The organism is Arthrobacter sp. OV608 (genome assembly GCA_900110595.1).
Lineage (GTDB): Bacteria > Actinomycetota > Actinomycetes > Actinomycetales > Micrococcaceae > Arthrobacter.
The window spans coordinates 52,209-78,990 of the sequence record FOEZ01000002.1 but is presented as its reverse complement, the minus strand read 5'-3'; the positions used below and the strand labels follow the sequence as shown (position 1 = coordinate 78,990).

Below are 26,782 nucleotides of genomic sequence, written 5' to 3'. Positions count from 1 at the left end.
CGCAGGCCAGGCCCCGGTGCGGCGGATTCAGGCTTGGTCCGGACCCGCCTGAACATTTGAGACAATGTCATGGTGAACCGAGCATCCTTGGATAAGCGTCCGGACGAAGTAGCCACGATGTTTGACGACGTCGCACCGAAGTACGACGTCGTCAACGATGTTCTGTCCATGGGGCAGACCCGCCGCTGGCGCAAGGTTGTGGTGGAAGCCATGGAAGTGTCCAAGGGGCAGCGGGTCCTGGATCTGGCGGCCGGCACCGGCACCTCCAGCGAGCCATATGCCGACGCAGGCATAGATGTAGTGGCGTGCGACTTTTCCCTCGGAATGCTCAAGGTAGGCAAGCGCCGCCGCCCGGACATCGACTTCATCGCCGGTGACGCCACCAACCTGCCGTTCGCGGACAACACGTTCGACGCCTCCACCATCTCCTTCGGACTGCGCAACGTTAACGAGCCAAAGAAGGCCCTGCAGGAGATGCTGCGCGTGACCAAGCCCGGCGGCCGGCTGGTCATCGCCGAGTTCTCGCAGCCCGTGGTGCCGCTCTGGCGCACCATGTACACCGAATACCTGATGCGCGCCCTGCCGGCCATCGCAGTAAAGGTCGCCTCCAACCCGGACGCCTACGTGTATCTCGCCGAATCCATCCGCGCCTGGCCCGACCAGGACCACCTCGCGGCCTGGCTGCAGGACGCCGGCTGGGACAACGTCACCTACCGCAACCTCACAGGCGGCATCGTGGCGGTCCACCGCGCCTTCAAGCCTGCCGATTCGTCGCCGGACGGCGGCGCCGCCGCCATCGCCGCGCACAAGGGCCCGGTGGCCAAGCTGCGCCGCAACATCACGCGCTGACCTGTGAAGGTACTGATTGTCGGCGCGGGTCCGGCCGGATCCACTGCCGCGTACTACCTTGCCAAGGCCGGCCTCGAGGTCACGGTTCTGGAAAAGACGAGCTTTCCACGCGAGAAGGTTTGCGGCGACGGCCTGACCCCCCGGGCCGTCCGTGAAATCCAGAAGCTCGGCCTCGCCCACCCGGAAAACGAGGGCTGGCGCCGCAATAAGGGGCTGCGCCTGATCGCGGGCGGCCGCACCATCGAACTCCCATGGCCCGAGGTGTCCGACTTCCCGCAGTACGGCTTGATCCGCACACGCCTGGGCTTTGACGAGGAACTGGCCCGCCACGCCCAGGCCGCCGGCGCCCAGATCCTGGAGCGGCACAGTGTCACCGACACCATCCGCAACGACGACGGCCGGGTCACCGGCGTCCGCGCCGCCCTCCTGGACGAGTCCGGACGCAAGACGGGGGAGACGCACGAGTTCAGTGCCGACGTCGTACTCGCCGCCGACGGCAACTCCACCCGCACAGCCGTCTCCCTCGGCATCCAGAAACGCGACGACCGCCCCCTCGGCGTGGCCGTCCGCACCTACTTCACCAGCCCCCGCACTGACGACGACTGGATGGAAGGCTGGCTGGAGCTCCCCGGCCGCGACGGGAATCTGCTGCCGGGCTACGGCTGGGTGTTCGGCGTGGGAGACGGAACTTCCAACGTGGGCCTGGGCATCCTGAACTCGTCCAAGGAATTCGGCAAGCTCGACTACAAGCAGGTCCTGCGCGAATGGACCGCCGGGATGCCCGCCGAATGGGGCTTCACCCCGGAGAACCAGGTGGGCGACATCCGCGGCGCCGCACTGCCTATGGGCTTCAACCGCACCCCGCACTACTCACCCGGCCTCCTGCTCCTGGGCGACGCCGGCGGTATGGTCTCCCCGTTCAACGGCGAGGGCATCTCCTACGCCATGGAGTCGGCCCGGTTCGCCGCGGAGTTCATCATCGACGCCTCCTCGCGCAGTTCCTCCTCGGCCGGAACGTACGACGCCGACGCACACCTCTCGCGGTACGCGGACTACGTGCGCGGGCAATGGGGGTCGCACTTCACCCTGGGCCGGGCGTTCGCCGCGCTGATCGGCAAGCCGGCGGTCATGAAGCTGGCGCTGCGGACCGGCATGCCCATCCCGGTGCTGATGCGGTTCGTGGTCCGGCTCCTGGCCAACCTCACGGACCCGTCCGCCAAGGGCTTCGAGGACCGGGTGATCCGGGTCCTGGAGTCGCTGGTCCCGGCCACATCGAATACATCCGCCACCCCGTCGGCTTCGAACCAGCGGTATCCGCAACAAAAAGTTAGGGTTAACCCGTGACCAACCCCGCAGACCACAGCTGGACGCACGCCGGACACGGCCTGCCGGACTCCGAACCCAGCCTGAACACCACCGCCATCGCCACCGGCCTACAGTTGCCCGCGGGGTTCGCTGCCATCGCCGGGGATGCCGAGCTGGGACCGGCCATCACCAACAACCTGGCCCGGGTGGAGAAGAAGCTCCGCGAGGCCATTGCCAACTCCGATCCGCTGGCTGACGCAACGTCGCGCCACCTGGTGGAGGCCGGCGGCAAGCGCATCCGGCCGCTCCTGACGCTGCTCTGTGCACACCTCGGTGACGCCTCACTTCCCGCCGTTGTGCAGGCCGCCGTCGTGGTTGAACTGACCCACCTCGCCACCCTCTACCACGACGACGTGATGGACTCGGCTCCGTTCCGCCGCGGCGCTCCGACGGCCCACGAGGTGTGGGGCAACTCGGTGGCTGTCCTCACCGGCGACCTCATCTTTGCGCGCGCTTCGATCCTGGTGTCCGAGCTCGGCTCCCGTGCCCTGGGCATCCAGGCCCGCACCTTCGAGCGGCTCTGCCTGGGCCAGCTTCACGAGACCGTGGGGCCGCGTCCGGACGAGGACCCGGTGGAGCACTACCTCTCGGTCATCGCAGACAAGACCGGTTCCCTGGTTGCTGCTTCCGGGCAGCTCGGTGCCATCTTCGCCGAGGCAGATCCAGCCTACGAATCCGTGCTGGTGGAGTACGGCGAGAAGGTGGGCGTGGCCTTCCAGCTTGCCGACGACGTGATCGACGTGACCGGTATTAAGGTCAAGTCCGGCAAGTCCCCGGGGACGGACCTGCGTGAAGGCGTCCCCACCCTGCCGGTGCTGCTCCTCCGGAAAGCGGCAGCGGATGGCGACCAATCCGCCGTCGAACTCCTGAAACTGATTGACGGCGACCTCACCTCGGACGAAGCCCTCGCCGAGGCGGTAGCGGGTCTGCGCGAGCACCCGGTCACGGCCGAGTCCTGGGTTGTGGCGCGGCAGTGGGCCAATGAGGCCATTGCTGCCTTGGCTCCGCTGCCGGACGGTGTGGTCAAGGAATCGCTGTCCAACTTCGCTGTGGCTGTGGTGGACCGCGCCAGCTAGTTCCTGTTTCTGTGGAAGCCCGGCTCCGTGGACGGCGCCGGGCTTCTTCTTTGCTGCTGTGACTCTGTTGAGCTGTCCCTGGTTAAACGGGATAGCCCCGGTCCGCAGCAACAATACGAGTCATATGTTGCCGTGAACCGAGGCTATCTCTCCGTTCGCATCAGACCCGCTGGAGGCGTTTAGCGGATCCGTGAACAGTCTATGACAGATTTGTCATAAGACGCAAGCCCCTTGTTACTGCCTGTGTCAAAGAATTTTCAGCGCTGGCTTTCCCGCCTTGTTGGGGTGCATTGACGTCCGCTCCCTGCTGTCAGGGCTGAAGCCGCGGCGAGTCCGTGTCGAAGTGCCCTGCGACGGCGAGTTGTCCACATGGCCCTGCATGGAGCTGTCGCCTGCCGCGGGGTTCGAGCGAATTTGATTCCATGGATATCGAAGCCTTTCTCCGTCATCGCGGAGGCGTTGCCCGAACTGCTGCACTCCACAGTGCCGGATTCGCGAGAACGCGTGTGGACCAGGCCCTCGCAGCAGGCCAGGTCGTCCGGGTCCGGCGAGGTGTCTATGGCCTGCCAACGGAAGGCGGCGTTCTCGGTTTGGCCCTGCAGCACAATGCGCTCGTGACCTGCCTGTCCGCTGCCCCTGCTTATCAGCTGTGGACCTTGGAGAAGGCCGGATTGGTCCACTTGAGCCCTGGACACAAGAAGACAGTGCCGGGCACCCTGACCCACGGCCGGATCCTTCATCCTGTCCACCCCTGGCTGCCGGTGGCGGGCCTGGCGGACGTCCTCATCCATGCTCTGCATTGCCTTCCCGTCCTGGAAGCCTTGGTCATGGTTCAATGTGCGGCGCAGCGCGGAGATGTGGCAGTGGATTTCCTGCGGCGCAAACTTCCCGGGAATCGCAACGCACGTGCCCGTGCAGTCCTGGATTACGTGATTCCCCGGGCCGATTCGGTTCTTGAGGTATTGGCCAACTACCACTTCCGGAGGGCCGGCCTGTATGTTCGCCGGCACGTGGAGCTCCAGGGCGTGGGGGAGGTGGACTTCCTGATTGAGGATTGCCTGGTGGTGGAAACCGACGGGGCCACCCACTTGGACCCAAAACAGGTCAAAAAGGACCGCGTACGTAACAACGCCACCGTGGTTGGCGGACGTCTCTGCCTTAGATTCGGCTACGCGGACGTAGTCCACTATCCCGAGCGAATGGTGGCCCAGGTGTTGGCGGTGCTGGAGCTTAGCCGGCAGGGAGCCTTCGGCGGAAGGTGACCGCCGCCGTCGTGGGGCTCTTTGGGCCGCACAACACTTGAACTGGCCTCAACGCCCAGCGTGTCCGTGTCAAAGTGCCCCAGGACCGCCACCGGATAACCAAAAAGCCGCAGAATCTAGTCTTCGTCGTCCTCGAAGGCCCATTCGAACATGTCGAACACGAACTCCGAGAACGTGCCCTCTTCAGACTTCCACTGACCCCGGGCGTTGTTGCGCCGGTACACGATGGGGTCGGGGACACCGAGGTCACCTACCCGGAAGCCCCAGGTGTATTCCTCTTCCTCATCCTCGAGGAACATCAGGAAGCCCTCGTCATCAACTTCGAGCTCGTCCGGATCCCAGAAGTAGTGGTATGCCTCCATCAGGTCCTCGCAGCCGCCGATGGCCAGGTAGAACTCGCGCAGGACCAGGGGAATCTGGAATTGGTGGTCGGCGAGGGCCTTGTCCAGCTCCTCGGGGGACAGGCCGTCCTCTTCCTGCCATTCATCCTCGAGATACTTCGGAACAAGCGCGCGGAACTTCTCGAGGAACATGTCAGTCATGCTCATATCCTAGCTAATCGCGGCCCTGTGATTCGCCGCTGCCGGCCCCTGCCCGGTGCCACCCGCGAACGGCGAGCGGGGCCTGCCAGGACCGCCGCCAGGCCAGGACCCGGAACGTGAACACCAGGGCCGCGATCACGGCTGCAGTCAAAACATTGAACACGCCCAAGACCCAGAGGACAGCGGTCATGGCGGCTCCCAGGAAGGCCGGCAGCGCGTAGATGTCCTTGGGATTAAAAAGCTCCGGAACCTCGTTGGCAACCACGTCCCGCAGCAGACCCCCGCCCACCGCAGACGTCACACCCAGGAGCACCGATGCCACCGGATTCAGGCCCGTGGACAACGCCTTGAGGGTGCCCGTCATACAGAACAAGGCGAGCCCGCCGGCGTCGAACAGGGTGAGCAGTGACGTGTAGCGCTGGACGCTGGAGAACAGGAAATACACCAGAACAGTAGCCAGCAGCGGCGGCACCAGGTAAGCGGGGTTGGTGAAGGCTGCCGGGACCACGCCAAGGATGATGTCGCGGATCACGCCGCCGCCAAGGCCCACCAGGGAAGCCAGCAACAGGGATCCCACAATGTCGATCTGCTTGCGCGCCGCGAGCAGCGAACCCGAGACGGCAAAGAAGAAGACGCCCAGCAGATCCAGCCACACGGGCGCGTTGTCAAAGGCGAATGTCATGGAGCGTCCCGGCGGTTACAAAGAGGGCGGACAGGGCGGCTCCAACGTTACGCTAGCCCCTATGAACAGCCCCATCATGATCGCCTGCGCCCATGGGACGTCCAACACACAAGGCGCCGCGGAGGTCAACGCCCTGCGCGCTGCCATTGCAGCGCTCCGCCCTGGCCTCGACGTCAGGGAAGCCTATGTGGATGTCCAGCAGCCGGACCTGGTGGACGTGGTGGCGGGCCTGCCGGCGGGGGAGTCCGCCGTCGTGGTGCCTTTGTTGCTCAGCGTGGGCTACCACGTGAAGGTGGATATCGCGCGGGCGGTCATGAGTCGGCCGGGGAGCGCGGCGGCCGCTCCGCTGGGGCCGGATCCGCGCCTCGCGGCCCTCCTGGACCAGCGGCTGCGTGAAGCGGGCGTTACGGATAACGACGTGATTGTCCTCGCCGCCGCCGGTTCGTCCAACCCCAAGGCTGCCGTGAGCGTGGAGGAACTGCTGGGCCAGCTTCAGGAGCTGCGGTCCAACCGGATGGTGGCCGCCTATGGCGCCTCGGCCAAACCGTCCGTGTCCGACGCCGTCGCAATGCTTCGCGAGGAACTGGAGGGAGGTGCCGGCGCGGGGGAGTCCGCAGGGGCTGTCGACGTCGGCGGGCGCGTGGTGATTGCGTCCTACCTCCTGGCGCCGGGCTTCTTCCATGACCAGCTCGCCAAGGCGGGGGCCGACGTCGTCACCGAACCCCTGCTGCCGTCACCCGTGCTGGCGGAGATTGCGCTGGAACGGTACGACGCCGCCGTCGCGAAGGCCCGGGAAGCTGCCGCGGCGGCACCCTCCGAAGTGCCTTCCACAGCGCCGGCCAATGCCCCTGAAGCAGCACCTTCCGATGCACAGGAGGGTGGCTTCTTCAAGGCCGTCCGGCGTTTCGTGACGAAATATTTCCCTAGGTGACTCAACGTTTCCGGGCCTTTGTGACGCTCTTCGGACGGGACCTACAGTCGATGCATGACTGATACAGCTCTAGCCGGAGCGTCCGCGGACACCGCCGCCCCGACGCGCCCGGCCCGCCCGTCCCGACCCGCCGCGAAACCGCACGGGCAGTGGAAAGTGGACGGCAAAACGCCCCTGAACGCCAACGAAACCTGGAAACAGGAAGACGATGGCCTTAACGTGCGCGAGCGTATCGAGACCATCTACTCCAAAGAGGGCTTCGACGCGATCCCCGGCCAGGACCTGCACGGCCGGTTCCGCTGGTGGGGCCTCTATACCCAGCGCAAGCCCGGGATCGACGGCGGCAAGACCGCAACCCTTGAGCCGCACGAGCTCGAAGACAAGTACTTTATGCTCCGTGTGAGGATCGACGGCGGTGCACTCACCACGGAGCAGCTGCGCGTCATCGGCCAGATCTCCGTGGACTTCGCCCGTGACTCGGCCGACCTCACGGACCGCCAGAACATCCAGCTGCACTGGATCCGCGTGGAGGACATCCCCGAGATCTGGACCCGCCTGGAAGGTGTTGGCCTGTCCACTACCGAAGCCTGCGGCGACGTCCCGCGTGTCATCCTGGGCTCGCCCGTGGCCGGCATCGCCAAGGACGAGATCATCGATCCCACCCCGCTGATTGAGGAGCTGGGCGAGCGGTTCATCGGCAACCCGCTGCTGTCCAACCTGCCCCGCAAGTACAAGACCGCGATCACCGGCCACCCCAGCCAGGACGTGGTCCACGAGATCAACGACTTCGCCCTCGTAGGCGTGCGCCACCCTGAGCTCGGCATCGGCTACGACCTCTGGGCCGGCGGCGCCCTGTCCACCAACCCGATGCTCGGCAAGCGCCTCGGCGCATTCGTCAAGCCTGAGCAGGCCGCGGATGTGTGGCTCGGCGTCACCAGCATCTTCCGTGACTACGGCTACCGCCGGATGCGCACCAAGGCACGCCTGAAGTTCCTGATGGCCGACTGGGGTCCGGAGAAGTTCCGCCAGATCCTCGAGGACGAATACCTGGGCTACAAGCTGGCCGACGGTCCGGCCGCGCCCAAGCCCACCACCCCCGGCGACCACATCGGCGTGCACGAGCAGAAGGACGGCAAGTTCTTCATCGGCGCCACCCCGCTGGCCGGCCGCCTGTCAGGTGCCGCGCTGGTCAAGCTCGCAGACACCCTCGAGGCCCGCGGCTCGTACCGGCTGCGCACCACCCCGCACCAGAAGCTCGTGGTCCTGGATGTCGAGAAGGACCAGGTGGAGCCCCTTGTGGCCGAGCTGGACTCCCTGGGCCTGTCCGCCCGGCCGTCCGTGTTCCGCCGCGGGACCATCGCCTGCACCGGTATCGAGTACTGCAAGCTGGCCATCGTGGAGACCAAGCACACGGCTGCCACCGCCGTGGCCGAGCTGGAACGCCGCCTGGCCGACCTGGCCGAGTCCGGCGAACTGCCGCACGCATTGTCCCTGCACATCAACGGCTGCCCCAACTCCTGTGCCCGCATCCAGACGGCGGACATCGGCCTCAAGGGCATGATGCTTCCCACGCCCGACGGCGACCCCTCCCCGGGTTTCCAGGTCCACCTGGGCGGCGGGCTGGCTTCCAACGACCGCGAGGAAGCAGGCCTGGGACGCACGGTCCGCGGCCTCAAGGTGTACGTCGACGACCTGCCCGACTACGTGGAGCGCGTAGTCCGCACCTTCGTGGCCCAGCGCGCCGAAGGCCAGACCTTCGCCGAATGGGCGCACGCAGCAGACGAGGAGGCACTCCAGTGAGTAAGCACGCACTCGGACTGGACCCGGTGGTTGCACCTGCCGAGGCAGAAGCGACGGTGGTTGAGCTTGTCGAAACAAAGGCTGCCGAAACCCCCAAGCTCCGCAGCAAGGATGAGCTGAAGGCCCTCGCCGAAGCCGGCGCCGCCGAGCTCGGCTGGGACGCCCCCGCCCGCGACGTTATTGCCTGGGTGGAGCGCAACTTCGACCTGCCCGCAGTGGCCGTCGCCTGCTCCATGGCCGACGCCGTCCTGCCGGCCCTGGTCGCGGACCAGCTGCCCGGCGTCGACGTCCTGTTCCTGGAGACCGGCTACCACTTCCCGGAAACTTACGCCACGCGTGACGAGGTGGCCGCAAACCTCCGCGTCAATGTGGTGGACGTGCTCCCCGAGAACACCGTGGAGCAGCAGGACCGGCTCCTGGGCAAGGACCTCTTCGCCCGCGACGCCGCCCAGTGCTGTGCCCTCCGCAAGGTTGCCCCGCTGCGCCGCACCTTGTCCGGCTACGAGCTCTGGTTCACCGGCGTCCGCCGCGACGAGGCCCCCACCCGGACCAACACCCCGCTGGTCACCTGGGACGAGGCCAACGGCCTGGTCAAGGTCAACCCGGTGGCCGCGTGGACGTTCGACCAGCTGGTCCAGTACTCGGACGACAACCTCCTGCCCGTCAACCCGCTGCTTTCCCAGGGTTACCCCTCCATTGGCTGCCAGCCCTGCACCCGCAAGGTGGCGCCCGGCGACGACCCCCGCGCCGGCCGCTGGGCAGGCACCGACAAGACAGAATGCGGACTACACGTATGAGCACTTACCTATCCGAGGAGACCACCCAGGTGACTGAAGCTGCCGTATCCACGCGCCTCTCCAGCCTGGACACCCTCGAGTCCGAGGCCATTCACATCATCCGCGAGGTTGTTGCCGAGTTCGAGAAGCCGGCCCTGCTGTTCTCCGGCGGCAAGGACTCCGTGGTGATGCTGCACCTGGCCACCAAGGCTTTCTGGCCCGGCAAGGTCCCGTTTCCCGTGCTGCACGTGGACACCGGCCACAACTTCCCCGAGGTCATTGACTTCCGCGACCGTACTGTGGAGCGGCTGGGACTGAAGCTCGTGGTGGGCTCCGTTCAGGAGTTCATCGACCGCGGCGAGCTCGCTGAGCGCGCCGACGGCACCCGCAACCCCCTGCAGACCGTCCCGCTGCTGGACGCTATCCAGTCCAACAAGTTCGACGCCGTCTTCGGCGGCGGCCGCCGCGACGAGGACAAGGCCCGCGCCAAGGAGCGCATCCTGAGCCTGCGCGACGAGTTCGGCCAGTGGGACCCGCGCAACCAGCGCCCCGAGCTGTGGAACCTGTACAACGGCCGCCACACCGTGGGCCAGCACGTCCGTGCCTTCCCCATCAGCAACTGGACCGAGCTGGACATCTGGCGCTACATCGAGCGCGAGAACATCGAGCTGCCCGGCCTGTACTACGCCCACGAGCGCGAGGTCTTCGCCCGCGACGGCATGTGGCGCGCGGTGGGCGAGGTGTCCCAGCCGCTGCCGCACGAGGACGTCATCACCAAGACCGTCCGCTACCGCACCGTGGGGGACATGTCCTGCACCGGCGCCGTGGAGTCCGACGCCTACACCGTGGCCGACGTCGTGGTTGAAGTTGCTGCCTCCACCCTCACCGAACGTGGCGCCACCCGGGCAGATGACCGCATCTCCGAGGCCGCCATGGAAGACCGCAAGAAGGACGGCTATTTCTAATGAGCACGATTTCCGAGATTTCGACAGGCTCAATCAACGAAGGCCTGCCCACCACACTTTTCCGGTTCGCCACCGCAGGATCGGTCGACGACGGCAAGTCCACATTGGTGGGCCGCCTCCTTCACGATTCCAAGGCCATCCTGGCTGACACGCTCGACGCCGTTGCCCGCACCTCGGCGGACCGCGGCTTCGGCGGCGAGAAGGGCGGCATCGACCTCGCCCTGCTGACCGACGGCCTGCGCGCCGAGCGCGAGCAGGGCATCACCATCGACGTCGCCTACCGCTACTTCGCCACGGACCGCCGCAGCTTCATCCTGGCCGACTGCCCCGGGCACGTCCAGTACACCAAGAACACGGTGACCGGCGCGTCCACGGCGGATGCCGTCGTCGTACTCATTGACGCCCGCAAGGGTGTGCTGGAGCAGACCCGCCGGCACCTGTCCGTGCTGCAGCTGCTGCGCGTTGCCCACGTGATTGTGGCGGTCAACAAGATCGACCTGGTGGACTTCAGCGAGTCCGTGTTCCGCGAGATCGAAGCCGACGTGCAGCAGGTGGGCCGCGAGCTGAGCCTCGGCTCGGACGGTATTGCCGACCTGCTGGTGGTTCCGGTTTCCGCCCTTGACGGCGACAACGTGGTGGAGCGCTCCGAGCGCACCCCCTGGTACACGGGCCCGGCGCTGCTCGAAGTGCTCGAGACCCTGCCGGCAGCCGACGAACTCGAAAGCCACCTGGAGAGCTTCCGCTTCCCGGTGCAGCTGGTCATCCGGCCGCAAGGTGCACTGGCTCCTGATGCCGTGGCCGCCGGGCTGGACGCGGAGGCCTTCCGCGACTACCGCGCGTACGCCGGCCAGATCACCGAAGGTTCGGTCAAGGTGGGGGACCAGGTGTCCGTGCTGACCCCGGGCCAGTCGCCGCGCACCACCACCGTCGTGGGCATCGACTTCGCCGGGGCCTCGCTGGAGGAAGCAGCGGCGCCGCAGTCCGTGGCCATCCGCCTGGCGGAGGAGTTCGACGTGGCTCGCGGCGACACCGTCGCCGCTGCAGGCACCGTCCGTGAAGCCTCGGCAGACCTGTACGCCTCGCTGTGCTGGCTCTCCCCGAAGCCGCTCCGCGAAGGCCAGAAGGTGCTGGTCAAGCACGGCACCCGTACCGTTCAGGCCCTGGTCCGCAACGTCAACGGCAAGCTGGACCTGTCCACCTTCAAGCTGGAACCCGCGTCCACGCTGGAGCTGAACGACATCGGCCACGCGCAGCTGCGGCTCGCCGCGCCGCTGCCGCTCGAGAACTACCTGCACCACCGCCGCACCGGCGCGTTCCTGGTGATCGATCCGCTGGACGGCAACACGCTGGCCGCCGGCCTGGTCAAGGACCACCCGGGCGACCACGAGGACGAGCGCTACAGCATCTAAGTTCCGACACTAAACCGCGGCCTGTTCGCGAAACCCCGCCGTCAAGGCCAGGTTTTGCGAACAAGCCGCGGTTTTGCGTCTCCTTCCGGGGAACCGGTTCAAGGCGGTCTTGGGGGCCGGGCGGTAGCCTAAGACTCACGTTAGTCCTCATCCGGCAGTGGGAGGCGGCACATGGAAACCATCAACAGCAAGCTGCTCAACTGGGCATCAATCCTGGATGACCAGACCCGGGAGCAGGCCGTGATGACGGCCGAGTTGCCATTCATTTATCCCCACCTGGCCCTCATGCCCGATGCCCACCTGGGCAAGGGTGCCACCGTGGGCTCGGTGATTCCCACGCTGCACGCGATCATCCCTGCGGCCGTAGGCGTGGACATAGGCTGCGGCATGATTGCCGTCCGGACCCAGTACTCGTTGGCGGACCTCCCGAAGGACCGCAAGAAGCTCCGTGAAGACATCGAACGCGTCATTCCGCTCTCCGCGGGGCACAACAACAGAACTGTGCTGCCCAGCGCCGAGCCGCGGATCGCCGAACTGAAGCAGCTCGCCGCCAAATCCGGGTTCAACCCCGCCCAGTATGTGGCCAAATGGGAGCTGCAGCTGGGGTCCCTGGGCTCGGGCAACCACTTCATCGAAGTCTGCGCCGATGAGGCTGACGCCGTCTGGCTGTTCCTGCATTCCGGTTCACGCGGCATCGGCAACAAGATCGCCCAGCATCACATCGGCGTCGCCCAGCATGTGTCGCGGAAACACCAGATCCGCTTACCCCACCCGGACCTCGCCTACCTGGACGAGGGCACACCGCAGTTCGACCGCTACATGGCAGAGCTGCGCTGGGCCCAGCACTTCGCGCTCCTGAACCGGGAGGAGATGATGGACCGCCTCAGCGCCCGGTTCGGCCACTGGGTGGGCGGCCGGGTGCAGGAACGCGAACGGATCAACTGCCACCACAACTTCACCCAGCAGGAAACCCACTACGGCAGGTCCGTGTGGGTGTCCCGGAAAGGCGCGATCCAAGCCGGCCCCGGCGATCCCGGACTGATTCCCGGATCCATGGGGACGGCGTCGTATGTGGTGGAAGGCCTGGGCAACCCCGCCTCCCTGAACTCCTCACCGCACGGGGCCGGCCGGGAGTACTCACGCAACGCAGCGCGCAGGACCTTCAGCCTGGACGAGCTGAAGAAGGCCATGCGCGGGATCGAGTTCCGGGCTTCGGAAGCCTTCATCGACGAGATTCCGGCCGCCTACAAACCCATCGACCAGGTGATGCAGGACGCCGCAGACCTGGTCAAGGTCCGGCACAAGCTGCGGCAACTGATCAATGTCAAAGGCAACTGAAGCCGCTCAGCCCCCATCCGGCTTCCGCTTCAGCGTGGCCTGGAGAAGGTATGTGGTCTGCCGGCTGCACTGCTTGATCCGCCGGAGATGGGCGGCGGCCAGTTGGGGCAGCGCCACGGCGGGATCGCTGCCAAGGATGTCATGGCGCAGGGCCTGCTCGAGGTCCATGACCAGGCCCGCCAGACGCTCCGCGCCCACCATCTGGCTGGAGGTTTTGAGGCTGAGCACGGCATCCATGGCCCCCTTAACGTCACCGGTGGTCAACGCCTGCCGCAGCTTCTCATTCCGTTCGGGCAGTTGCTCGATGAAGTTCTGCACGAACACTTTCCAGACGCCCTCATCGTCCTCGAGTTCATCGCGCAGCCTCTCCAGCACTGAGGGGTCCAGGAGCGGGGCATAAGCGTCGCCCTCGGTCACAGCAACGCCTCGAGGCCAGTCCCGGCGTTGGGCCCAACCACGTAACACTCATGCCTGCACAGCTCGTTACCCATGACCTGCCCCTATAAGTCAATTCGCTTATGAGCCTCCCCAGCAGGACTTTTATGGACGCTACGTGGCAGGGCGCCGGGAAGCACGAGTAGCGAGTACTCGAATCTTGCGCCCGGGCGGCAGCGCAGGCCCCAAGTGGTGCAGCGCAATGTGACGCTAGATGAACCTTCGTGACCCCCCGTTTCCGCTTCGTTGAACGGGTTTGGGTCACTCCCTATGGTGAAACAATGACTAGTTCCAAGCCCGGGATGACCCGCATCGTGGCAGGCGAAAGCGCTGTTCCCCAGCGCAAGCGTGCCATCGAGGCTGCCCTGGCCATCGGGCTGGTACTGCTGATCGCCCTCGGCGCCGTGGTGGGGTCCACTGTTTCCCGCAATAGCGAGGCCCAGGCAGTTGAACCCGCTCCGGCCGCAGAACTGAAGCTGGGGTACTTCGGCAACGTCACGCACGCTCCCGCCCTGGTTGGCATCAAGCAGGGTTTCCTGGCCGAAGCCCTGGGCAGCACGGCGCTCAGCACCGAGACGTTCAACGCCGGTCCGGCAGCCATTGAAGCGCTCAATGCCGGTGCCATCGATGCCGCCTACATCGGCCCCAACCCGGCCATCAACTCCTTCGTCAAGAGCCAGGGGGAGTCTGTCAGGATCATTGCCGGGGCTGCTGCCGGTGGCGCGCAACTGGTGGTCAAGCCGGAGATTACCTCGGCTGGGGACTTGAAGGGCAAGGCCTTGGCTTCCCCGCAACTGGGCGGCACCCAGGATGTTGCCCTGCGCGCCTGGCTCGCGGCCCAGGGGTACAAAACCAACGTGGACGGCAGCGGCGACGTCGCCCTCAACCCCACCGAAAACGCGCAGACCCTAAAGCTTTTCCAGGACGGAAAGCTCGACGGCGCGTGGTTGCCTGAGCCCTGGGCGTCACGCCTGGTGATCCAGGCCGGAGCGAAGGTGCTGGTGGATGAAAAAGACCTGTGGGACGGCGCAGGCACCGGCAAGCCCGGCGAATTCCCCACCACCGTCCTGATCGTGAACCAGAAATTCGCAGCAGACCACCCGGACACCGTGAAGGCGCTCCTGGCCGGCCATGCGAAGTCGGTTGCCTGGCTGAACGAAGCGCCCGCGGAGCACAAGGCCGCCGTTATCAACTCGGCGCTGCAGGAATCAGCAGGCGCGGCACTGGCGGACGACGTCCTTGCCCGGTCCCTGACCAACATCACCTTCACCCTGGATCCGCTGGCCGGAAGCTACCCACGGCTGCTGCGGGACGGCGTGGAGGCCGGCACCACCAAACAGGCGGACCTCAACGGACTCTTCGACCTCCGCCCCCTGAACGAGGTCGCTGCCGCCACAGGCAGCACCGCCAAGATTTCCGCCGCCGGCCTCGGCCAGAACTGATCCACCCCACCTACCTAAGGACGGCACCATGCCAGTCGTACTGGAAAACCTGGGCAAGCGCTTCGGCGATGGTGCCCCGGTGCTGGACGACGTCAACGCCAACATCGGCCAGGGCGAGTTCGTCGCCCTCCTCGGTGCCTCCGGCTGCGGCAAATCCACCCTGCTGAACATCATCGCCGGACTCGAGGCGCCGACGTCGGGCGCCCTCGAAGTGCCCAGCGACGGTGCCGCGTTTATGTTCCAGGACGCCGCGCTGTTCCCCTGGCTCACGGCCCGGGAGAACATCGAACTGGCGCTCAAGCTGCGCGGCATGGGCAAGGCCGAGCGCAAGGCGAAGGCGCAGGAGCTCCTTGAGCTGGTGCACCTTGGCACCGCGGGGGACAAGCGCCCGCACGAGCTGTCCGGCGGCATGCGGCAGCGCGTGTCCCTGGCCCGGTCCCTGGCACAGGACCGGCAGCTGCTCCTGATGGACGAGCCGTTCGCCGCCCTGGACGCGATCACCCGCGACCTGCTGCACGACGAACTGGAGCGCATCTGGAAGGAAACCGGGCGCACTATCGTCTTCGTGACCCACAACGTCCGCGAGGCCGTCCGGCTGGGCCAGCGCGTGCTGCTGCTGTCCTCCCGCCCCGGCCGCGTCGTCCAGGAATGGGCCGTCACCGAGGAACACCGAACCGATGCCGGGCTTGCCGGCCAGCTGACCGGGGTCATCACCGCCCGGCTGCGTGAGGAGATTCGCCGCCATGCCAAGTAACTCCGTGTCTGATCCGTTGGTTGAGCCTGTCGAAACCCCTCACGTGCATGCCGCTTTGACGAGGACTTCCACCGGCCACGAGGACCTGCGCGAACTTGAGTCCGGCCTTGACTCCCTGCAGTCCGACGCCGACCGTAAACACCGCGTGGACTGGAGCCGTGTACTCCTGCCCATCGCCGCCCTGGTGGTTCTGGTGCTCATCTGGCAGTTCTACGTCTCGCTTGGCGTGAAGCGCCGCGACCTGGTGCCCGGCCCGCTGGACGTGGTGACCCAGATGGGCGTGCTGTGGAACGAGGGCAAGCTTCAGGAATCCGTCTGGACCTCCATGCAGCGCGGCATCATCGGGTTTGTGATCAGCGTTGTCATTGCCACCCCCGTGGGCCTGCTGCTGGCCCAGGTGGCTCCGCTCCGCAGGGCTTTCGGGCCGCTGATTTCCGGCCTGCAGGTGCTGCCTTCGGTGGCCTGGGTGCCGGCAGCCATCATCTGGTTCGGGCTGACCGACGCCACCGTGTACTTCGTGATTTTTATGGGCGCCATCCCCTCCATCATCAACGGGCTCATTTCGGGCGTGGACCAGATTCCGCCGCAGTACCGCCGCGTGGGTACCGTCCTGGGTGCGTCCCGGCTCCAGATGGCGCTGCAGATCATCCTTCCCGCCGCGCTTCCGGGATACCTGAGCGGCCTCAAGCAGGGCTGGGCGTTCTCGTGGCGCTCACTGATGGCCGCGGAAATCATCGCCGTGGGCGGCACCATCGGCTTTGGCCTGGGCTCGCTGCTGGACCAGGGCCGGCAGCTGTCCGACATGTCGGTGGTGATGGCCGCAATCCTGCTGATCCTCGCCGTTGGCATCCTGATCGAGCTGCTGGTGTTCGCACCGATCGAAAAAAGGCTCCTGCGCAGCCGCGGCCTCCTCTCCGGCAGCACCCGCTAAGCCAGCCCCGTTCCAAGCCTCCAGCAAAGCCCGACGGCGACTCCTGCCGTCGGGCTTTCTGCTTTCTCTGGTCCTGCCCTGCCAAAGCGGGGCACTTTGACACGGACACACCGCCAAACCGCCACTGGAACCTCAACCCAAGCGCCAAAGTGCCCCACGACCGCGGCAGCTGCGGAGGCAGACAATGGCAGACTGGCGCCATGACAGCCAGTTTGTATGCCGCGCCAAGTCGCAGCTGCCTGTGGAGCGGCTCTTCGACCTGGCGCGCAGCATCGACGTGCACGTGGAATCCCAGCGTGCGTCGGGGGAGCCGGCGGTGACGTGGCGGGCCAGGCATTTCGGGATCCCGCTGACCATGACCAGCCGGATCACACGCCTGGTTTTCCCCCGCAGCTTCACTGACGAACAGGTCACGGGCCCCTTCAAGTCTTCCCGGCATGTCCACGACTTCGTTGCTACAGCCACCGGGAGCGTTATGGTGGACAAGGTGGAGCTCACCGCCCCGCTGGGTGTGGTGGGCCTCGCCGTCGAACGGCTGTTCCTGGCGCGGTACCTGAAGCGCCTCATCAAGCGCCGGGGCCAATTCCTTGCGGGCGGCGCCGCCGGATTAACTAACCGCTAGGGCTGTGCGAAGGGCGGCGGCCCAATGATCTCGATCCCGCCGTGGGCCTGGCCGGACGCCTGGATTCGGCTGAAGTCCACCGCGCCTGATCCATTGGGGTCATCAGAACCCGAGAGCGGTTCGCTGGCGCCATCATAGAACGCCTGCGCCCCGCCGGGAGTGTGCAGGCACAGCACCTTGGTCCCCTCTTGAAGCACCTTGAACGCATGCGCGACACCGCGGGGTGCGATGACCAGCCCGCCGGCAGCCACGCGGTGCTCGGTCCCGTCGATGTTGACCAGAATCTCCCCCGCCAGGATGTACATGGTTTCGTCAGCGTCTGGATGAGTATGCAGCGGCGTGACCTTGCCGAGGCCCATCTCGTCTTCAAAGAGGAGGAAGGCCCCGGCAGTCTCCTCAGCTCTCGCTTTCCACGTGTGCACACCTCCGCCGAAGAACCAGCGTTTGGCACCTTCGCCCGGCTGCCGGATGACTGCTGTGGCTGGCTGCTTCGTCTCCATGATGCTCGCCTCGATGAGTGGATGGCTTATGGGACGGCTGTCCCATGACAAGACTGGAGTACCATAAAGAGCATGTCAAGAACCTATGCGGAGGTTGGGCGGACGGGGCAGAAGCGGCGGACGCTGGATGCCTTGGTAGCTGCCGCCCGCCAGCTCGTCGCTTCAGGCACCACGCCAACGGTGGACGAAGCGGCTCTGGTGGCCGGGATTGCGCGCAGTACCGCGTACCGGTATTTCCCCGGCCAGCGCGAGCTGCTGGCAGCGGCGCATCCGGAAACGGGCCGAACGTCCCTGTTGCCAGCCTCTCCGCCTGAGGACGTGGCTGACCGTTTGGATGCTGTGGTGAAGGAATTCACCACGATGATCATCCACACCGAATCCCAGCAGCGCACTATGCTGCGGCTTTCGCTTGAGCCCCCTGGAAGCCGGCAGAAGGACCTTCCGCTCCGGCAGGGACGGGCCATTGCCTGGATCAGCGAGGCGCTCTCGCCGCTCCGGGGAAAGATGGACGACAAGGACATCCGCCGGCTGGCCTTGTCGATCCGCAGCGCCATCGGAATCGAGGCGCTGGTGTGGCTGACCGACATCGGCGGCCTCAGCAGGGAAGAAGCGGCCGTGTCGATGCGCTGGACGGCGGCGGGGCTTCTGTCGCACGCACTGCAGCATGGACTGCCGCCCAGGGACTGACTGGCGGACGACGGCGGCGAACCACTATGTGACGCAGCGTTACCTTACGTGAACTGGTGTTGCTCGGCCTTTGTGGGCGATTGTGACGCGGCCCTACCGTTGATTCATGGCAATTCAGGATATCTACCCCACAGCACTGCGCCTCCTTGGCCGCCCCGTGCTGGTGGTGGGCGGCGGCCCCGTTGCTGCACGCCGCGCCAAGGGGCTGCTCGACGCCGGTGCCCGGGTCACCGTCGTGGCTCCGGTTGCCTCCGCCGCACTCCAGGAACTGGCTGGCGCCGGCCTCCTCACCTGGGAAGCGCGCACCTACTCTTCCTCCGACGTCGACGGCGTCTGGTTCGTCCAGACCGCCACCGGTGATTCCGCCGTGGACGCCCAGGTTTCCGCCGACGCCGAGGCGCAGCGCATCTGGTGCGTCAACGCCTCCGACCACGAAGCCTCAGCCGCCTGGACCCCCGCCGTCGCAGAAGTGGACGACGTCAAGATCGCCGTGAACGCCGGGGGAGACCCGCGCCGCGCCATGGCCGTGCGCGACGCCGTCGCCACTGCGCTGGAAACCGGTGACCTTCCGCTGCGTCGCCGCCGGGCCGCCCGTAATGGTTCCGTTGCCCTGGTGGGCGGCGGTCCAGGCGACACCGGCCTCATCACCGTCCGCGGCCGCCGGCTCCTCGGCCAGGCCGACGTTGTGGTGGCAGACCGCCTGGGCCCCCGCGAACTGCTCAACGAACTGGCACCGGACGTCCACGTCATCGAGGTTGGCAAGACCCCCGGCCACCACCCAGTGCCCCAGTCCGAGATCAACCGGATCCTTGTGGAGGAAGCACTCAAGGGCCACCGCGTGGTCCGGCTCAAAGGCGGGGACCCCTACGTCCTGGGCCGCGGCGGCGAGGAAGCCGAATACTGCCGCCAGCACGGCGTCGACGTTGAAGTGGTTTCCGGCGTCACGTCCGCGATCTCCGTCCCCGCCGCAGCCGGCATCCCCGTGACGCACCGCGGCCTCGCCAAGGGCTTCAGCGTGGTCACCGGCCACGAGGAACTGTCCGAAGTTCCGGCCCGCCCTGACCACACCGTGGTGCTGCTCATGGGGGTGGGCCAGCTGCGCGAATCCGCGTCCGCCCTGGGCAAAGCCGGCATGCCGGCGGACACCCCGGTTGGTATCGTGGAGAACGGTTACCTGCCCAACCAGCGCGTCACCATCGGCACCCTCGGTTCCATTGCGGACCAGGCGGAAGCCGCCGGTGTGGCCAACCCGGCAGTCATAGTCATCGGTGACGTGGTGCGCGTGAGCCCGTTCGCGCCGTCGCACTTCAAAACCGCTGATTACGGAACCACCACCCCCAACAGCCCCCGCAAGACCTCCGTTACCACCTAGCCCCCACCCAACTAAGTAGCGCCAAGTGTCGTTTTGAGCCCTCAAAACGACACTTAGCGCAACTTAGTTGGGACGGAACGAAGAAAAGGAACACAGCCGTGTCATCAAGCACCACCGTAGGTTCTGCCGACCGTCCGCTGCGCGTCGCCGTCGTGGGCTCCGGCCCGGCAGGCGTCTACGCCGCGGATATCCTCACCAAGAGCGAGGCCGTCAAGAGCGGCGAGCTGACCGTGAGCATCGACCTCTTTGACCGCTACCCGGCACCCTACGGCCTGATCCGCTATGGCGTGGCCCCGGACCACCCCCGCATCAAGGGCATCGTCAACGCCCTGCACAAGGTCCTGGACCGCGGCGACATCCGCTTCTTCGGCAACGTGGACTACGGCACCGACCTCACCATCGAGGACCTCCGCACCCACTACGACGCCGTCATCTTCGCCACCGGCGCCATCAAGGACGCGGACCTGAACATCCCCGGCATCGAGCTGGACGGCTCCTACGGCGGCGCGGACTTCGTCTCCTGGTACGACGGCCACCCTGACGTTCCCCGTGAATGGCCCCTCGAAGCCAAGGAAATCGCCGTCATCGGCAACGGAAACGTTGCCCTGGACGTGGCGCGCGTCCTGTCCAAGCACGCCGACGACCTGCTGGTCTCGGAAATCCCGGACAATGTCTACGCCGGACTGAAGGCCTCGCCGGTCACCGACGTGCACGTCTTCGGCCGCCGCGGGCCTGCCCAGGTCAAGTTCACCCCGCTGGAGCTGCGCGAGCTGTCCCACTCCAAGGACGTGGACATCATCCTGTACCCGGAGGACTTCGAGTTCGACGAGGAATCGGACCGCCAGATCCAGACGAACAACCAGACCAAGACCATGGTCGGCACGCTCACCAACTGGATCGCCGAGCAGCCCGAGGACGTCTCCGAGCTGAAGGCTTCCCGCCGCCTGCACCTGCACTTCCTGCACAGCCCGGTGGAGATTTACGACGACGCCGAGACGCCCGGCAAGGTGGCCGGCATCAAGTTCGAGCGCACCGAGCTGGATGGCACGGGCAACGCCCGCGGCACCGGGGAGTTCGTGGACTACCCGGTCCAGGCCGTGTACCGGGCCATCGGTTACTTCGGTTCCGCCCTGCCGGAGATCGAGTTCGACCACAAGAAGGGTGTGGTCCCGAACGACGGCGGCCGCGTCCTGGATGCCTCCGGCACCCACGTGCCGGGTATCTACGCCACGGGCTGGATCAAGCGCGGTCCCGTCGGCCTGATCGGCCACACCAAGGGCGACGCCCTGGAGACCGTCACCTACCTGCTGGAAGACCGCGAAAACCTTCCGGTGGCCAGCGTTCCGGCCGAGGACGCCGTGGTGGAACTCCTGGACGCCCGTGGCGTGAAGTTCACCAGCTGGGAAGGCTGGCTGGCACTGGACGCCCACGAACTCGCCCTTGGCGCAGCAGCCACGGAAGCAGGCGGCTCGCACGGTGTTGAGGTCAAGCGTGAGCGCATCAAGGTAGTGCCGCGCGAGGACATGGTGGACATCTCCCGCGACGGTGTAGCCGCGCAGGTCTAGCGCTTTTCGAAGTCAAATCAGTGGGATGGGCATTTCTGCCCATCCCACTTTTTTGGCCAATAAAGTAAATTCATTGGAGAAACACTTGCCGGCCCCGGCCGGCCGCTGCCATTCCGCCTGCCCTTACCTAAGGACCCTCCATGAGCCACCCCAGTTACCCGCCTGCGCCCGAAAACGGCGCGTCAGTTCCGCCCGTTCCGCCTGCTCCGTCCGGTTTCGCCGGGCACTACCAGGGAGGACAGTCCGGCGGCTACCAGCCGGAGCCATACGGGCAGGTTCCTTACGCCGGCGGGCCGGGCAAGTCCTTCGTCACTACCTGGCTTCTGTCCCTCCTGCTCGGCAGCCTGGGCGCGGACCGGTTCTATCTCGGCAAGATTGGCACCGGCGTCGCCAAGCTGCTGACGCTGGGCGGACTGGGTATCTGGGCCATCGTTGACCTGATCATCACGCTGACCGGGAATGCCAGGGACAAGGATGGCCGTCCGCTGGAAGGCTACCCGGAGAACAAAAAGAAGGCGTGGATCATCACAGTAATCCTCTGGCTCGCAAGCATGATTACGGCCATCCTGCTCACTGTCGTGTCCATCAGCATCACAGCTGCAGCCCTCGAGGGCCGGAACGTTCCCGTTCAGCCGCCTCTTCCCCCGGCCTCGCAGTCAGCGCCCGCTCCATCATCCGGAAGCACCACCGATGAAAACTCCCTCGTGGTCACCGTGTCCGAAGGCAACACCGTAAAGATCGGCGTCCTCGATTCCCTGTACACCACCGAGATCCCGGCCATGTCCTACCTGAAACCGGCGAACGGAGGGTTCCTGGTGTTCGAGGTCTCATGGGAGACGCTCACCGGAACCAGCACGGCCGCGCCGATGAACTTCGAGGCGTACGACTCGGAGGGCAACCAGGGCGAACGGATCTATCTTGAGGATGGCCTGGGCGGCCTGCCCACTGAGGAAGTGGGCGTCGGGGATCTCCGCCAGGGGCTCATTGCGTTTGACGTCAAGAAGGGGCCGGTCAAGGTAGTGGTCAGCGATGACTTCGGCGACCAGGCATCCACCTTCACTTTGACCGCGGAGTAGTTAACCCGGCCGGGCTACTTCCCGGCTCCGCCTGCCGCCATCAGCTCCAGCCGCTTGAGCGTCTCGCGGTTGCGCATGGTGATCATCGGATCCCGCAGTGCCTTCGGGACCTTCTTGCCCGGGCCGCGGATAGCGTCCTCGGCCATGGTGACAAGGCACTGGTTGCCCTGGTCCTGCAGGGTGATCATCACTTTGGCCTCGCCCAGCGGCCAGCCGCGCGCCACCAGTTCCAGTGACTTCTCCGGTTCGGCAGCTGTCACGCGAGTGCTGTCGTTGATCACCATCGGCCATGCGCCCACGGAATGGTGGAGGCGTGAGCCGGCCTGCGGCCAGGTGTCATCCACCGCGCGGATCCTTGAGGCACCCACTACCCAGCCGGAGTAGAGCCAGCCGTCGGCAATGACCCGCCAGACATCGGCGGCAGGGGTGTTGAACAGCTGTGACACGGTGGACATGGCGTTCCTTCCTGTAGTGGAGCTACATCCGCCCGAAGCGCGACCGGATGAGGGCGAAAATTCCGTAGGCGATGAATCCGGCCCCGATGGCAACCAGCAGGTAGGGGCCGAAGGGGTGGTCGCGGAGCGCCTTGAGGCTGCCGTCCAATCCCGTGGATTCGTTGGCGTTATGCTTCGCGGCGGCAATCACAAAGAGCAGCCCGGTGAGGCACAGGGCAGCGCCTTTGGCGATATGGCCTGAGATGCCCAGGCTGTCGATAAGCCGTCCGCGCCGGGTGCCGTCGAAGTGGAAGAGTTCCTCCTTGAACCCCCGCCGGATGCCTTTGAAGATGAAGTAGACGCCGATCCCGATGATGGTCAGGCCCAGCGCCACCAGCGCCCACAGCCCCCACGGGGTTCCCATCAGCGAAGCACTGAAATCGCGGGTGCTCTCACTGGAGTCGCCCCGCAGTCCGACGGCGAAACCCGCGAAACTGAGGCCTACACTGCCGTAGGCGATGGCCAGGAAGCCCGAGGAAACCAGCTTGGCCAGCCGCTCCTTGCGGGGAAGGCGGCGGGCCCGGAGCGTGGCTTCACTGGCCTGCCATAAAGCAAGGCCCAGGCACGCAGCCACACAGACCCACATCACGGCCGGTCCCCACGCATTGGCCGCGAGCTGTTCGATGGCGCCCGTGGGCTCGGCCTCTCCGGGCTGGCCGAAGGCCACCGCAATGGCGATGGCCCCAATGATGACGTGCAGCAGCGCCATAACCGCGAACCCGGCCCGGGCCAGGACGTCGAGGGCCGGGTGGTTCGAGGCCTCCTCGACGGCATCCGCTGCCTGGCTGAGGGTGGAGTCGCTGTCCGACATTGCTTATCCGTTCATGGGTCCTTCGGCGCGGATCTTCTCCGCGCCTGGTCCCTCGACGTGGACGGTGCAGCGGACCACCAGCTGCCCGGGGGCGTTCTCCAGTTCCACGAGGGAATCGTTTCCGCTCAGCACGGTGAAGACTTCGGTTCCCGGCACCACTGCCACGCCCTTGGCTTTGGCAGTGTCCCGCGCATTCCCGAACGCTTCGCGCTGAAGCTTCTCCACGTAGCTGCCATCATCTTCACGGGCGGGGTCACCAAAGGCCCAGCCGAACAAACTCCCTGTAGTACCCATGCCCAAGATATTACGCGTTGCGCCTGTACAAGACGGGCTTTCGTAACATTAGTAAGTGTGCTTACCATAGGCGCACCATGACCTTGAGGGGACACGGCAAGAGACGTCCGCAGGCACGGCATCTGTAACCAGTTCAACGTTAGGAATGCACATCATGGCAGGAAATCTTATTGCCCGGTCGGTTCACGACCTGACGGCAGCAGCATGGTTCGGTGGATCCTTGATGGGTGCTATCGGCCTGAACGGTGCGGCAGCGGCGGCCAGGGAGCCGTCAGAGCGGACCCGGCTCTCCAGTGCCGGGTGGATGAAGTGGGCGCCCTTCCAGACGGCTGCGTTCGCCTCCCACCTGGTGGCGGACCTCGCCATCGCCTGGGAGAACAAGGAGCGCATTGCCAAGCAGGACGGTGTAGCGCGGGACACGGTGATCAAGACGGCGGTGACGCTGGCGGGCGCTGCCGTGACGCTGTACTCAGGCATCCTGGGCAAGAAGGTGGAGAAGCTGGCCGATCAGGGCGCTGAGGGTGCCACGGAGCCGCGGCCGGACGCCTCGGACGAACTGAAGGCGGCGCAGCAGCAGCTCAAGGTGCTGCAGTGGGTCATCCCGGCGTTCGCCGGCCTGGTGGTCGTCCTGGGCGCCAAGCATGGCGAGATGCAGCGGCCCAAGAACGTATTCGCGGGCCTGCAGCGCTAACGCAACAAAGACGTACGACGACGGTCCGGCACCCAGGTGCCGGACCGTCGTCGTTATGCCTGGTTACAGGCCAGGGCTAGACCGGCTGGCTGTGCGGGGGAGGCAGGTTCGGATTCATGTCCTCCAGGTTTGGATCCTCTGCCGTCCACACCTGGATGATGGCCCAGGCGACGGCGGCCAGCGGCACCGACAGCACCGCACCGATGATGCCCGCCAGGATAGTGCCGGCCGTCAGTGCCATCAGGATCACCAGCGCGTGGAGCTGCAGCGACTTGCCCATCACGATCGGCTGTAGGAGGTCGCCTTCGAGCTGGTTGACCGCCACCACCACGGCCACCACGATCAGGGCAACCACCGGCCCGTTCGCCACCAGCGCCACTAGAGCGGCCAGGATGCCGGCGACAGTGGCGCCCACCAGCGGGATGAATGCGGTGATGAACACGATGATGGCCAGCGGGAAGGCCAGCGGAACCTGCATGATCAGCAGTGCGGCGCCGATGGCCACCGTGTCCACCAGGGCCACGATGGCGGTGCCGCGCACGTACCCGCCCAGCACCTCGAGGGTCCGGCTGCCCACCCGGCGCAGCTTCGCTTCCCGCTGCCCGCTGAAGGGTCGAAGGAAGAAGTTCCAGATCTTGGCGCCGTCCTTGAGGAAGAAAAACAGGATGACCACCATCAGGCTGGCCCCCGCGATGAATTCGGTGACCACCGACAGGCCGGTGATGGCGCCGGAGCGGACCTGGCTGCTGGTGGCGAACTGCACGATCCCCTCGCGCGCCTGGTTCAGCTGTTCCTGCTCGATGGGAACCGGGCCGGTCAGCAGGAATTGCTCCAGCTCGTCCAGTCCTGAGGAAGCCTGGGCCGCCAGCTCGCCCCACTGGTTGCGGACGGAAAAGTAGATCACGGTGGAAATACCGGCGAGCAAAGCCAGCAGGGCGAAGAAGGCGATGCCGGTGGCCACTCCGCCGGGGAGCCCGCGGCGCCGGAGCATGTTGACGAACGGTCCTATCGCCGCCGCCAGGATCAGCGCGATCAGGACCGGAATGACCAGGAGTTTGATCTGCATCAGCGCGTAGACGGACACCACCGCGACCGTCAGGATCAGCAGGACCTGGGCTGCCCGGGTGCCCACCCTGCCCAGCCCGTCAGTCCAAAGTGCGCTGGGCTGTTTGGCCGGGCGTTTCTTTGGAGCCGCGGCCGGTTCGTGGCCGTTTGGATGTGGCGCCGGTAGCGGCTGCGGGGTATCGGTGCCCGGTACCTGTTCGGTCAGGCGTGCTCGCGCCATGGGGAACTCCTCATTCGTCGGCGGGTACCCTGGTGCGCGTGTAGGAGCACGCCAGGAAGACAACCTTCGTCGAATAGTAAGCCTACTGACCGATTAGGGCCGGGTGAAACCCCGTGACCGCCGCATTTCCCTTCGAAGGAGGAGCCGCTACGCCGCCAGCCATTCCGCGCAGGAGTTGAGGTTCCGGTTTACGGTGGCCACGGACCCGTCCTCATCGCCCTGCTCTATGGCCTCGAGCAGTAGGTCATGCCCCTCGTGCTGCAGCCCGTCGAATCCGGGCCGGAGAAGCTGCTTGAGCATGTCCTCATGGACCACGGCGCCGAAGCTGACGTAGAGCTCATGCAGCAGGGGGTTGCCGGACGCCTGCGCCACCCGCTCATGGAAACCCCAGTCGGCACGCGCCCACGCCGCATAGTCTTGGCTTTTCCAGGCCTGGGCCCGGTCGCTAAGGAGCGCGCGCAGGGCCGCGACGTCGTCGGGCGTGGCATGGCGCGCCGCCAGCCGGGCCGCCTGGGTGTCCAGGCCGAGGCGGACCTCCAGGATGTGGGCCTCCGTGTGGTCCTGGTACATGCGGCGGGCGGCACCGGAGATCTCGCTGGTGGCGCGGACGTAGGTGCCGTCTCCGCGGCGCACTTCCAGCATGCCGCTGTGCGCCAGGGCCTTGATGGCCTCGCGCAGCGTGCCCCGCGAGACGCCCAGATCCGTCATCAGTCCGGTCTCGGAGGGGATGCGCTGGTGCAGGGGCCATTCGCCGGAGTGGATCATGGCGCGAAGCTTTGCCGTGACTTCCTCGGCAAGCGGCGGACGGTGTGAGGTACTGAGGGCCAT

General features: G+C 66.1%; 28 protein-coding genes. 19 read left to right on the top strand and 9 right to left on the bottom strand.

The window, feature by feature from the left end; genetic code table 11:
* The first annotated feature begins 72 nt into the window (after positions 1-72).
* The 4 genes from BMX78_RS03150 to BMX78_RS03135 all read left to right on the top strand — a co-directional run bounded on the left by BMX78_RS03150 (position 73) and on the right by BMX78_RS03135 (position 4,552).
* A complete protein-coding gene (locus BMX78_RS03150; protein ID WP_255470947.1) occupies positions 73-849 on the top strand; it encodes a demethylmenaquinone methyltransferase in 777 nt (258 codons plus the stop codon).
* A gap of 3 nt (positions 850-852) precedes the next feature.
* On the top strand, positions 853-2,193 hold the full coding sequence (locus BMX78_RS03145) for a geranylgeranyl reductase family protein (RefSeq protein WP_091416264.1): 1,341 nt from the start codon (positions 853-855) through the stop codon (positions 2,191-2,193).
* Positions 2,190-3,290 carry a polyprenyl synthetase family protein gene (locus tag BMX78_RS03140; RefSeq protein WP_091416262.1) on the top strand — a complete coding sequence of 367 codons (1,101 nt, stop codon included), beginning with the start codon at positions 2,190-2,192 and terminating at the stop codon, positions 3,288-3,290. The genes BMX78_RS03145 and BMX78_RS03140 overlap by 4 nt, the downstream gene beginning before the upstream one ends.
* Before the next feature lie 422 nt (positions 3,291-3,712).
* On the top strand, positions 3,713-4,552 hold the full coding sequence (locus BMX78_RS03135) for a type IV toxin-antitoxin system AbiEi family antitoxin domain-containing protein (protein ID WP_091416260.1): 840 nt from the start codon (positions 3,713-3,715) through the stop codon (positions 4,550-4,552).
* A 116-nt stretch (positions 4,553-4,668) separates the two neighbouring features.
* On the opposite strand, the gene BMX78_RS03130 is transcribed toward BMX78_RS03135, so the two are convergent.
* Together BMX78_RS03130 and BMX78_RS03125 are read right to left on the bottom strand one after the other, a co-directional pair.
* Positions 4,669-5,094 carry a hypothetical protein gene (locus tag BMX78_RS03130; protein WP_091416258.1) on the bottom strand — a complete coding sequence of 142 codons (426 nt, stop codon included), beginning with the start codon at positions 5,092-5,094 and terminating at the stop codon, positions 4,669-4,671.
* Between the two features lie 13 nt (positions 5,095-5,107).
* Entirely contained in the window at positions 5,108-5,776 is a 669-nt protein-coding gene (locus tag BMX78_RS03125) for a trimeric intracellular cation channel family protein (protein WP_091416256.1), read from the bottom strand.
* A gap of 61 nt (positions 5,777-5,837) precedes the next feature.
* On the opposite strand from BMX78_RS03125, the gene BMX78_RS03120 reads away from it, so the two are divergent.
* The 6 genes from BMX78_RS03120 to BMX78_RS03095 all read left to right on the top strand — a co-directional run bounded on the left by BMX78_RS03120 (position 5,838) and on the right by BMX78_RS03095 (position 12,995).
* Positions 5,838-6,707, top strand: coding sequence for a sirohydrochlorin chelatase (locus tag BMX78_RS03120; RefSeq protein WP_091417057.1), 870 nt, complete (start codon positions 5,838-5,840; stop codon positions 6,705-6,707).
* 54 nt (positions 6,708-6,761) lie between these two features.
* The gene (locus BMX78_RS03115; protein ID WP_091416252.1) at positions 6,762-8,507 is read left to right on the top strand and encodes a nitrite/sulfite reductase; all 1,746 of its coding nucleotides are present in this window, start codon (positions 6,762-6,764) and stop codon (positions 8,505-8,507) included.
* Complete coding sequence (locus BMX78_RS03110; protein ID WP_502686264.1) at positions 8,504-9,304, top strand: phosphoadenylyl-sulfate reductase; 801 nt, start codon at positions 8,504-8,506, stop codon at positions 9,302-9,304. Before BMX78_RS03115 ends, BMX78_RS03110 begins: the two co-directional genes overlap by 4 nt.
* Positions 9,301-10,248, top strand: coding sequence for a sulfate adenylyltransferase subunit CysD (gene cysD, locus BMX78_RS03105; protein ID WP_091416249.1), 948 nt, complete (start codon positions 9,301-9,303; stop codon positions 10,246-10,248). Before BMX78_RS03110 ends, cysD begins: the two co-directional genes overlap by 4 nt.
* Positions 10,248-11,657: a sulfate adenylyltransferase subunit 1 gene (locus BMX78_RS03100; RefSeq protein ID WP_091416246.1), complete on the top strand. Its 1,410-nt coding sequence runs from the start codon at positions 10,248-10,250 to the stop codon at positions 11,655-11,657. The genes cysD and BMX78_RS03100 overlap by 1 nt, the downstream gene beginning before the upstream one ends.
* A gap of 171 nt (positions 11,658-11,828) precedes the next feature.
* Positions 11,829-12,995, top strand: coding sequence for an RtcB family protein (locus tag BMX78_RS03095; RefSeq protein WP_091416242.1), 1,167 nt, complete (start codon positions 11,829-11,831; stop codon positions 12,993-12,995).
* A 6-nt stretch (positions 12,996-13,001) separates the two neighbouring features.
* Here BMX78_RS03095 and BMX78_RS03090 read toward each other — a convergent pair whose 3' ends face one another.
* Positions 13,002-13,412: an Hpt domain-containing protein gene (locus tag BMX78_RS03090; protein WP_091416240.1), complete on the bottom strand. Its 411-nt coding sequence runs from the start codon at positions 13,410-13,412 to the stop codon at positions 13,002-13,004.
* A gap of 320 nt (positions 13,413-13,732) precedes the next feature.
* On the opposite strand from BMX78_RS03090, the gene BMX78_RS03085 reads away from it, so the two are divergent.
* The 4 genes from BMX78_RS03085 to BMX78_RS03070 all read left to right on the top strand — a co-directional run bounded on the left by BMX78_RS03085 (position 13,733) and on the right by BMX78_RS03070 (position 17,179).
* A complete protein-coding gene (locus BMX78_RS03085; RefSeq protein WP_091416237.1) occupies positions 13,733-14,872 on the top strand; it encodes an ABC transporter substrate-binding protein in 1,140 nt (379 codons plus the stop codon).
* A 28-nt stretch (positions 14,873-14,900) separates the two neighbouring features.
* Positions 14,901-15,626 carry an ABC transporter ATP-binding protein gene (locus tag BMX78_RS03080; RefSeq protein ID WP_050054183.1) on the top strand — a complete coding sequence of 242 codons (726 nt, stop codon included), beginning with the start codon at positions 14,901-14,903 and terminating at the stop codon, positions 15,624-15,626.
* Positions 15,616-16,557: an ABC transporter permease gene (locus BMX78_RS03075; RefSeq protein ID WP_091416234.1), complete on the top strand. Its 942-nt coding sequence runs from the start codon at positions 15,616-15,618 to the stop codon at positions 16,555-16,557. Before BMX78_RS03080 ends, BMX78_RS03075 begins: the two co-directional genes overlap by 11 nt.
* Before the next feature lie 184 nt (positions 16,558-16,741).
* Entirely contained in the window at positions 16,742-17,179 is a 438-nt protein-coding gene (locus BMX78_RS03070) for an SRPBCC family protein (RefSeq protein ID WP_091416231.1), read from the top strand.
* On the opposite strand, the gene BMX78_RS03065 is transcribed toward BMX78_RS03070, so the two are convergent.
* Positions 17,176-17,679 (bottom strand): cupin domain-containing protein, encoded by a 504-nt coding sequence (locus BMX78_RS03065; protein WP_091416228.1) that lies wholly within the window; start codon positions 17,677-17,679, stop codon positions 17,176-17,178. The genes BMX78_RS03070 and BMX78_RS03065 overlap by 4 nt on opposite strands.
* Before the next feature lie 72 nt (positions 17,680-17,751).
* Here BMX78_RS03065 and BMX78_RS03060 point away from each other — a divergent pair, with 72 nt between their 5' ends.
* The 4 genes from BMX78_RS03060 (at position 17,752) to BMX78_RS03045 (ending at position 22,379) form a co-directional block, all read left to right on the top strand.
* Complete coding sequence (locus tag BMX78_RS03060) at positions 17,752-18,366, top strand: TetR/AcrR family transcriptional regulator (protein ID WP_170850669.1); 615 nt, start codon at positions 17,752-17,754, stop codon at positions 18,364-18,366.
* Positions 18,367-18,472: 106 nt separating this feature from the next.
* Positions 18,473-19,738, top strand: coding sequence for a uroporphyrinogen-III C-methyltransferase (gene cobA / locus BMX78_RS03055; protein WP_091416223.1), 1,266 nt, complete (start codon positions 18,473-18,475; stop codon positions 19,736-19,738).
* 98 nt (positions 19,739-19,836) lie between these two features.
* Positions 19,837-21,303 (top strand): FAD-dependent oxidoreductase, encoded by a 1,467-nt coding sequence (locus BMX78_RS03050; RefSeq protein WP_091416220.1) that lies wholly within the window; start codon positions 19,837-19,839, stop codon positions 21,301-21,303.
* 140 nt (positions 21,304-21,443) lie between these two features.
* Positions 21,444-22,379 carry a TM2 domain-containing protein gene (locus BMX78_RS03045; protein WP_091416219.1) on the top strand — a complete coding sequence of 312 codons (936 nt, stop codon included), beginning with the start codon at positions 21,444-21,446 and terminating at the stop codon, positions 22,377-22,379.
* Positions 22,380-22,393: 14 nt separating this feature from the next.
* On the opposite strand, the gene BMX78_RS03040 is transcribed toward BMX78_RS03045, so the two are convergent.
* From BMX78_RS03040 to BMX78_RS03030, 3 genes are read right to left on the bottom strand one after another with little or no spacing between them, the layout of a single operon-like run.
* Entirely contained in the window at positions 22,394-22,834 is a 441-nt protein-coding gene (locus BMX78_RS03040; RefSeq protein ID WP_091416216.1) for an SRPBCC family protein, read from the bottom strand.
* Positions 22,835-22,856: 22 nt separating this feature from the next.
* Positions 22,857-23,684: a DUF1206 domain-containing protein gene (locus tag BMX78_RS03035; RefSeq protein WP_091416215.1), complete on the bottom strand. Its 828-nt coding sequence runs from the start codon at positions 23,682-23,684 to the stop codon at positions 22,857-22,859.
* A gap of 3 nt (positions 23,685-23,687) precedes the next feature.
* On the bottom strand, positions 23,688-23,978 hold the full coding sequence (locus BMX78_RS03030) for a hypothetical protein (protein WP_091416212.1): 291 nt from the start codon (positions 23,976-23,978) through the stop codon (positions 23,688-23,690).
* Between the two features lie 154 nt (positions 23,979-24,132).
* On the opposite strand from BMX78_RS03030, the gene BMX78_RS03025 reads away from it, so the two are divergent.
* Positions 24,133-24,669, top strand: coding sequence for a hypothetical protein (locus BMX78_RS03025; RefSeq protein ID WP_091416210.1), 537 nt, complete (start codon positions 24,133-24,135; stop codon positions 24,667-24,669).
* A gap of 76 nt (positions 24,670-24,745) precedes the next feature.
* On the opposite strand, the gene BMX78_RS03020 is transcribed toward BMX78_RS03025, so the two are convergent.
* Together BMX78_RS03020 and BMX78_RS03015 are read right to left on the bottom strand one after the other, a co-directional pair.
* Entirely contained in the window at positions 24,746-25,954 is a 1,209-nt protein-coding gene (locus BMX78_RS03020; protein WP_091416208.1) for an AI-2E family transporter, read from the bottom strand.
* Between the two features lie 147 nt (positions 25,955-26,101).
* On the bottom strand, positions 26,102-26,782 hold the full coding sequence (locus BMX78_RS03015) for a FadR/GntR family transcriptional regulator (RefSeq protein ID WP_091416206.1): 681 nt from the start codon (positions 26,780-26,782) through the stop codon (positions 26,102-26,104).

What these genes read in the sequence shown, in the direction of transcription:
- cobA (WP_091416223.1), top strand. Translation starts at nt 18,473, where the DNA reads ATGGCAATTCAGGATATCTACCCCACAGCACTGCGCCTCCTTGGCCGC.
- BMX78_RS03015 (WP_091416206.1), bottom strand. Translation starts at nt 26,782, where the DNA reads ATGGCCCTCAGTACCTCACACCGTCCGCCGCTTGCCGAGGAAGTCACG.
- BMX78_RS03085 (WP_091416237.1), top strand. Translation starts at nt 13,733, where the DNA reads ATGACCCGCATCGTGGCAGGCGAAAGCGCTGTTCCCCAGCGCAAGCGT.
- BMX78_RS03030 (WP_091416212.1), bottom strand. Translation starts at nt 23,978, where the DNA reads ATGGGTACTACAGGGAGTTTGTTCGGCTGGGCCTTTGGTGACCCCGCC.
- BMX78_RS03080 (WP_050054183.1), top strand. Translation starts at nt 14,901, where the DNA reads ATGCCAGTCGTACTGGAAAACCTGGGCAAGCGCTTCGGCGATGGTGCC.
- BMX78_RS03035 (WP_091416215.1), bottom strand. Translation starts at nt 23,684, where the DNA reads ATGTCGGACAGCGACTCCACCCTCAGCCAGGCAGCGGATGCCGTCGAG.
- BMX78_RS03070 (WP_091416231.1), top strand. Translation starts at nt 16,742, where the DNA reads ATGGCAGACTGGCGCCATGACAGCCAGTTTGTATGCCGCGCCAAGTCG.
- BMX78_RS03095 (WP_091416242.1), top strand. Translation starts at nt 11,829, where the DNA reads ATGGAAACCATCAACAGCAAGCTGCTCAACTGGGCATCAATCCTGGAT.
- BMX78_RS03045 (WP_091416219.1), top strand. Translation starts at nt 21,444, where the DNA reads ATGAGCCACCCCAGTTACCCGCCTGCGCCCGAAAACGGCGCGTCAGTT.
- BMX78_RS03065 (WP_091416228.1), bottom strand. Translation starts at nt 17,679, where the DNA reads ATGGAGACGAAGCAGCCAGCCACAGCAGTCATCCGGCAGCCGGGCGAA.
- BMX78_RS03115 (WP_091416252.1), top strand. Translation starts at nt 6,762, where the DNA reads ATGACTGATACAGCTCTAGCCGGAGCGTCCGCGGACACCGCCGCCCCG.
- BMX78_RS03040 (WP_091416216.1), bottom strand. Translation starts at nt 22,834, where the DNA reads ATGTCCACCGTGTCACAGCTGTTCAACACCCCTGCCGCCGATGTCTGG.
- BMX78_RS03100 (WP_091416246.1), top strand. Translation starts at nt 10,248, where the DNA reads ATGAGCACGATTTCCGAGATTTCGACAGGCTCAATCAACGAAGGCCTG.
- BMX78_RS03120 (WP_091417057.1), top strand. Translation starts at nt 5,838, where the DNA reads ATGAACAGCCCCATCATGATCGCCTGCGCCCATGGGACGTCCAACACA.
- BMX78_RS03060 (WP_170850669.1), top strand. Translation starts at nt 17,752, where the DNA reads ATGTCAAGAACCTATGCGGAGGTTGGGCGGACGGGGCAGAAGCGGCGG.
- BMX78_RS03125 (WP_091416256.1), bottom strand. Translation starts at nt 5,776, where the DNA reads ATGACATTCGCCTTTGACAACGCGCCCGTGTGGCTGGATCTGCTGGGC.
- BMX78_RS03020 (WP_091416208.1), bottom strand. Translation starts at nt 25,954, where the DNA reads ATGGCGCGAGCACGCCTGACCGAACAGGTACCGGGCACCGATACCCCG.
- cysD (WP_091416249.1), top strand. Translation starts at nt 9,301, where the DNA reads ATGAGCACTTACCTATCCGAGGAGACCACCCAGGTGACTGAAGCTGCC.
- BMX78_RS03130 (WP_091416258.1), bottom strand. Translation starts at nt 5,094, where the DNA reads ATGACTGACATGTTCCTCGAGAAGTTCCGCGCGCTTGTTCCGAAGTAT.
- BMX78_RS03135 (WP_091416260.1), top strand. Translation starts at nt 3,713, where the DNA reads ATGGATATCGAAGCCTTTCTCCGTCATCGCGGAGGCGTTGCCCGAACT.
- BMX78_RS03025 (WP_091416210.1), top strand. Translation starts at nt 24,133, where the DNA reads ATGGCAGGAAATCTTATTGCCCGGTCGGTTCACGACCTGACGGCAGCA.
- BMX78_RS03075 (WP_091416234.1), top strand. Translation starts at nt 15,616, where the DNA reads ATGCCAAGTAACTCCGTGTCTGATCCGTTGGTTGAGCCTGTCGAAACC.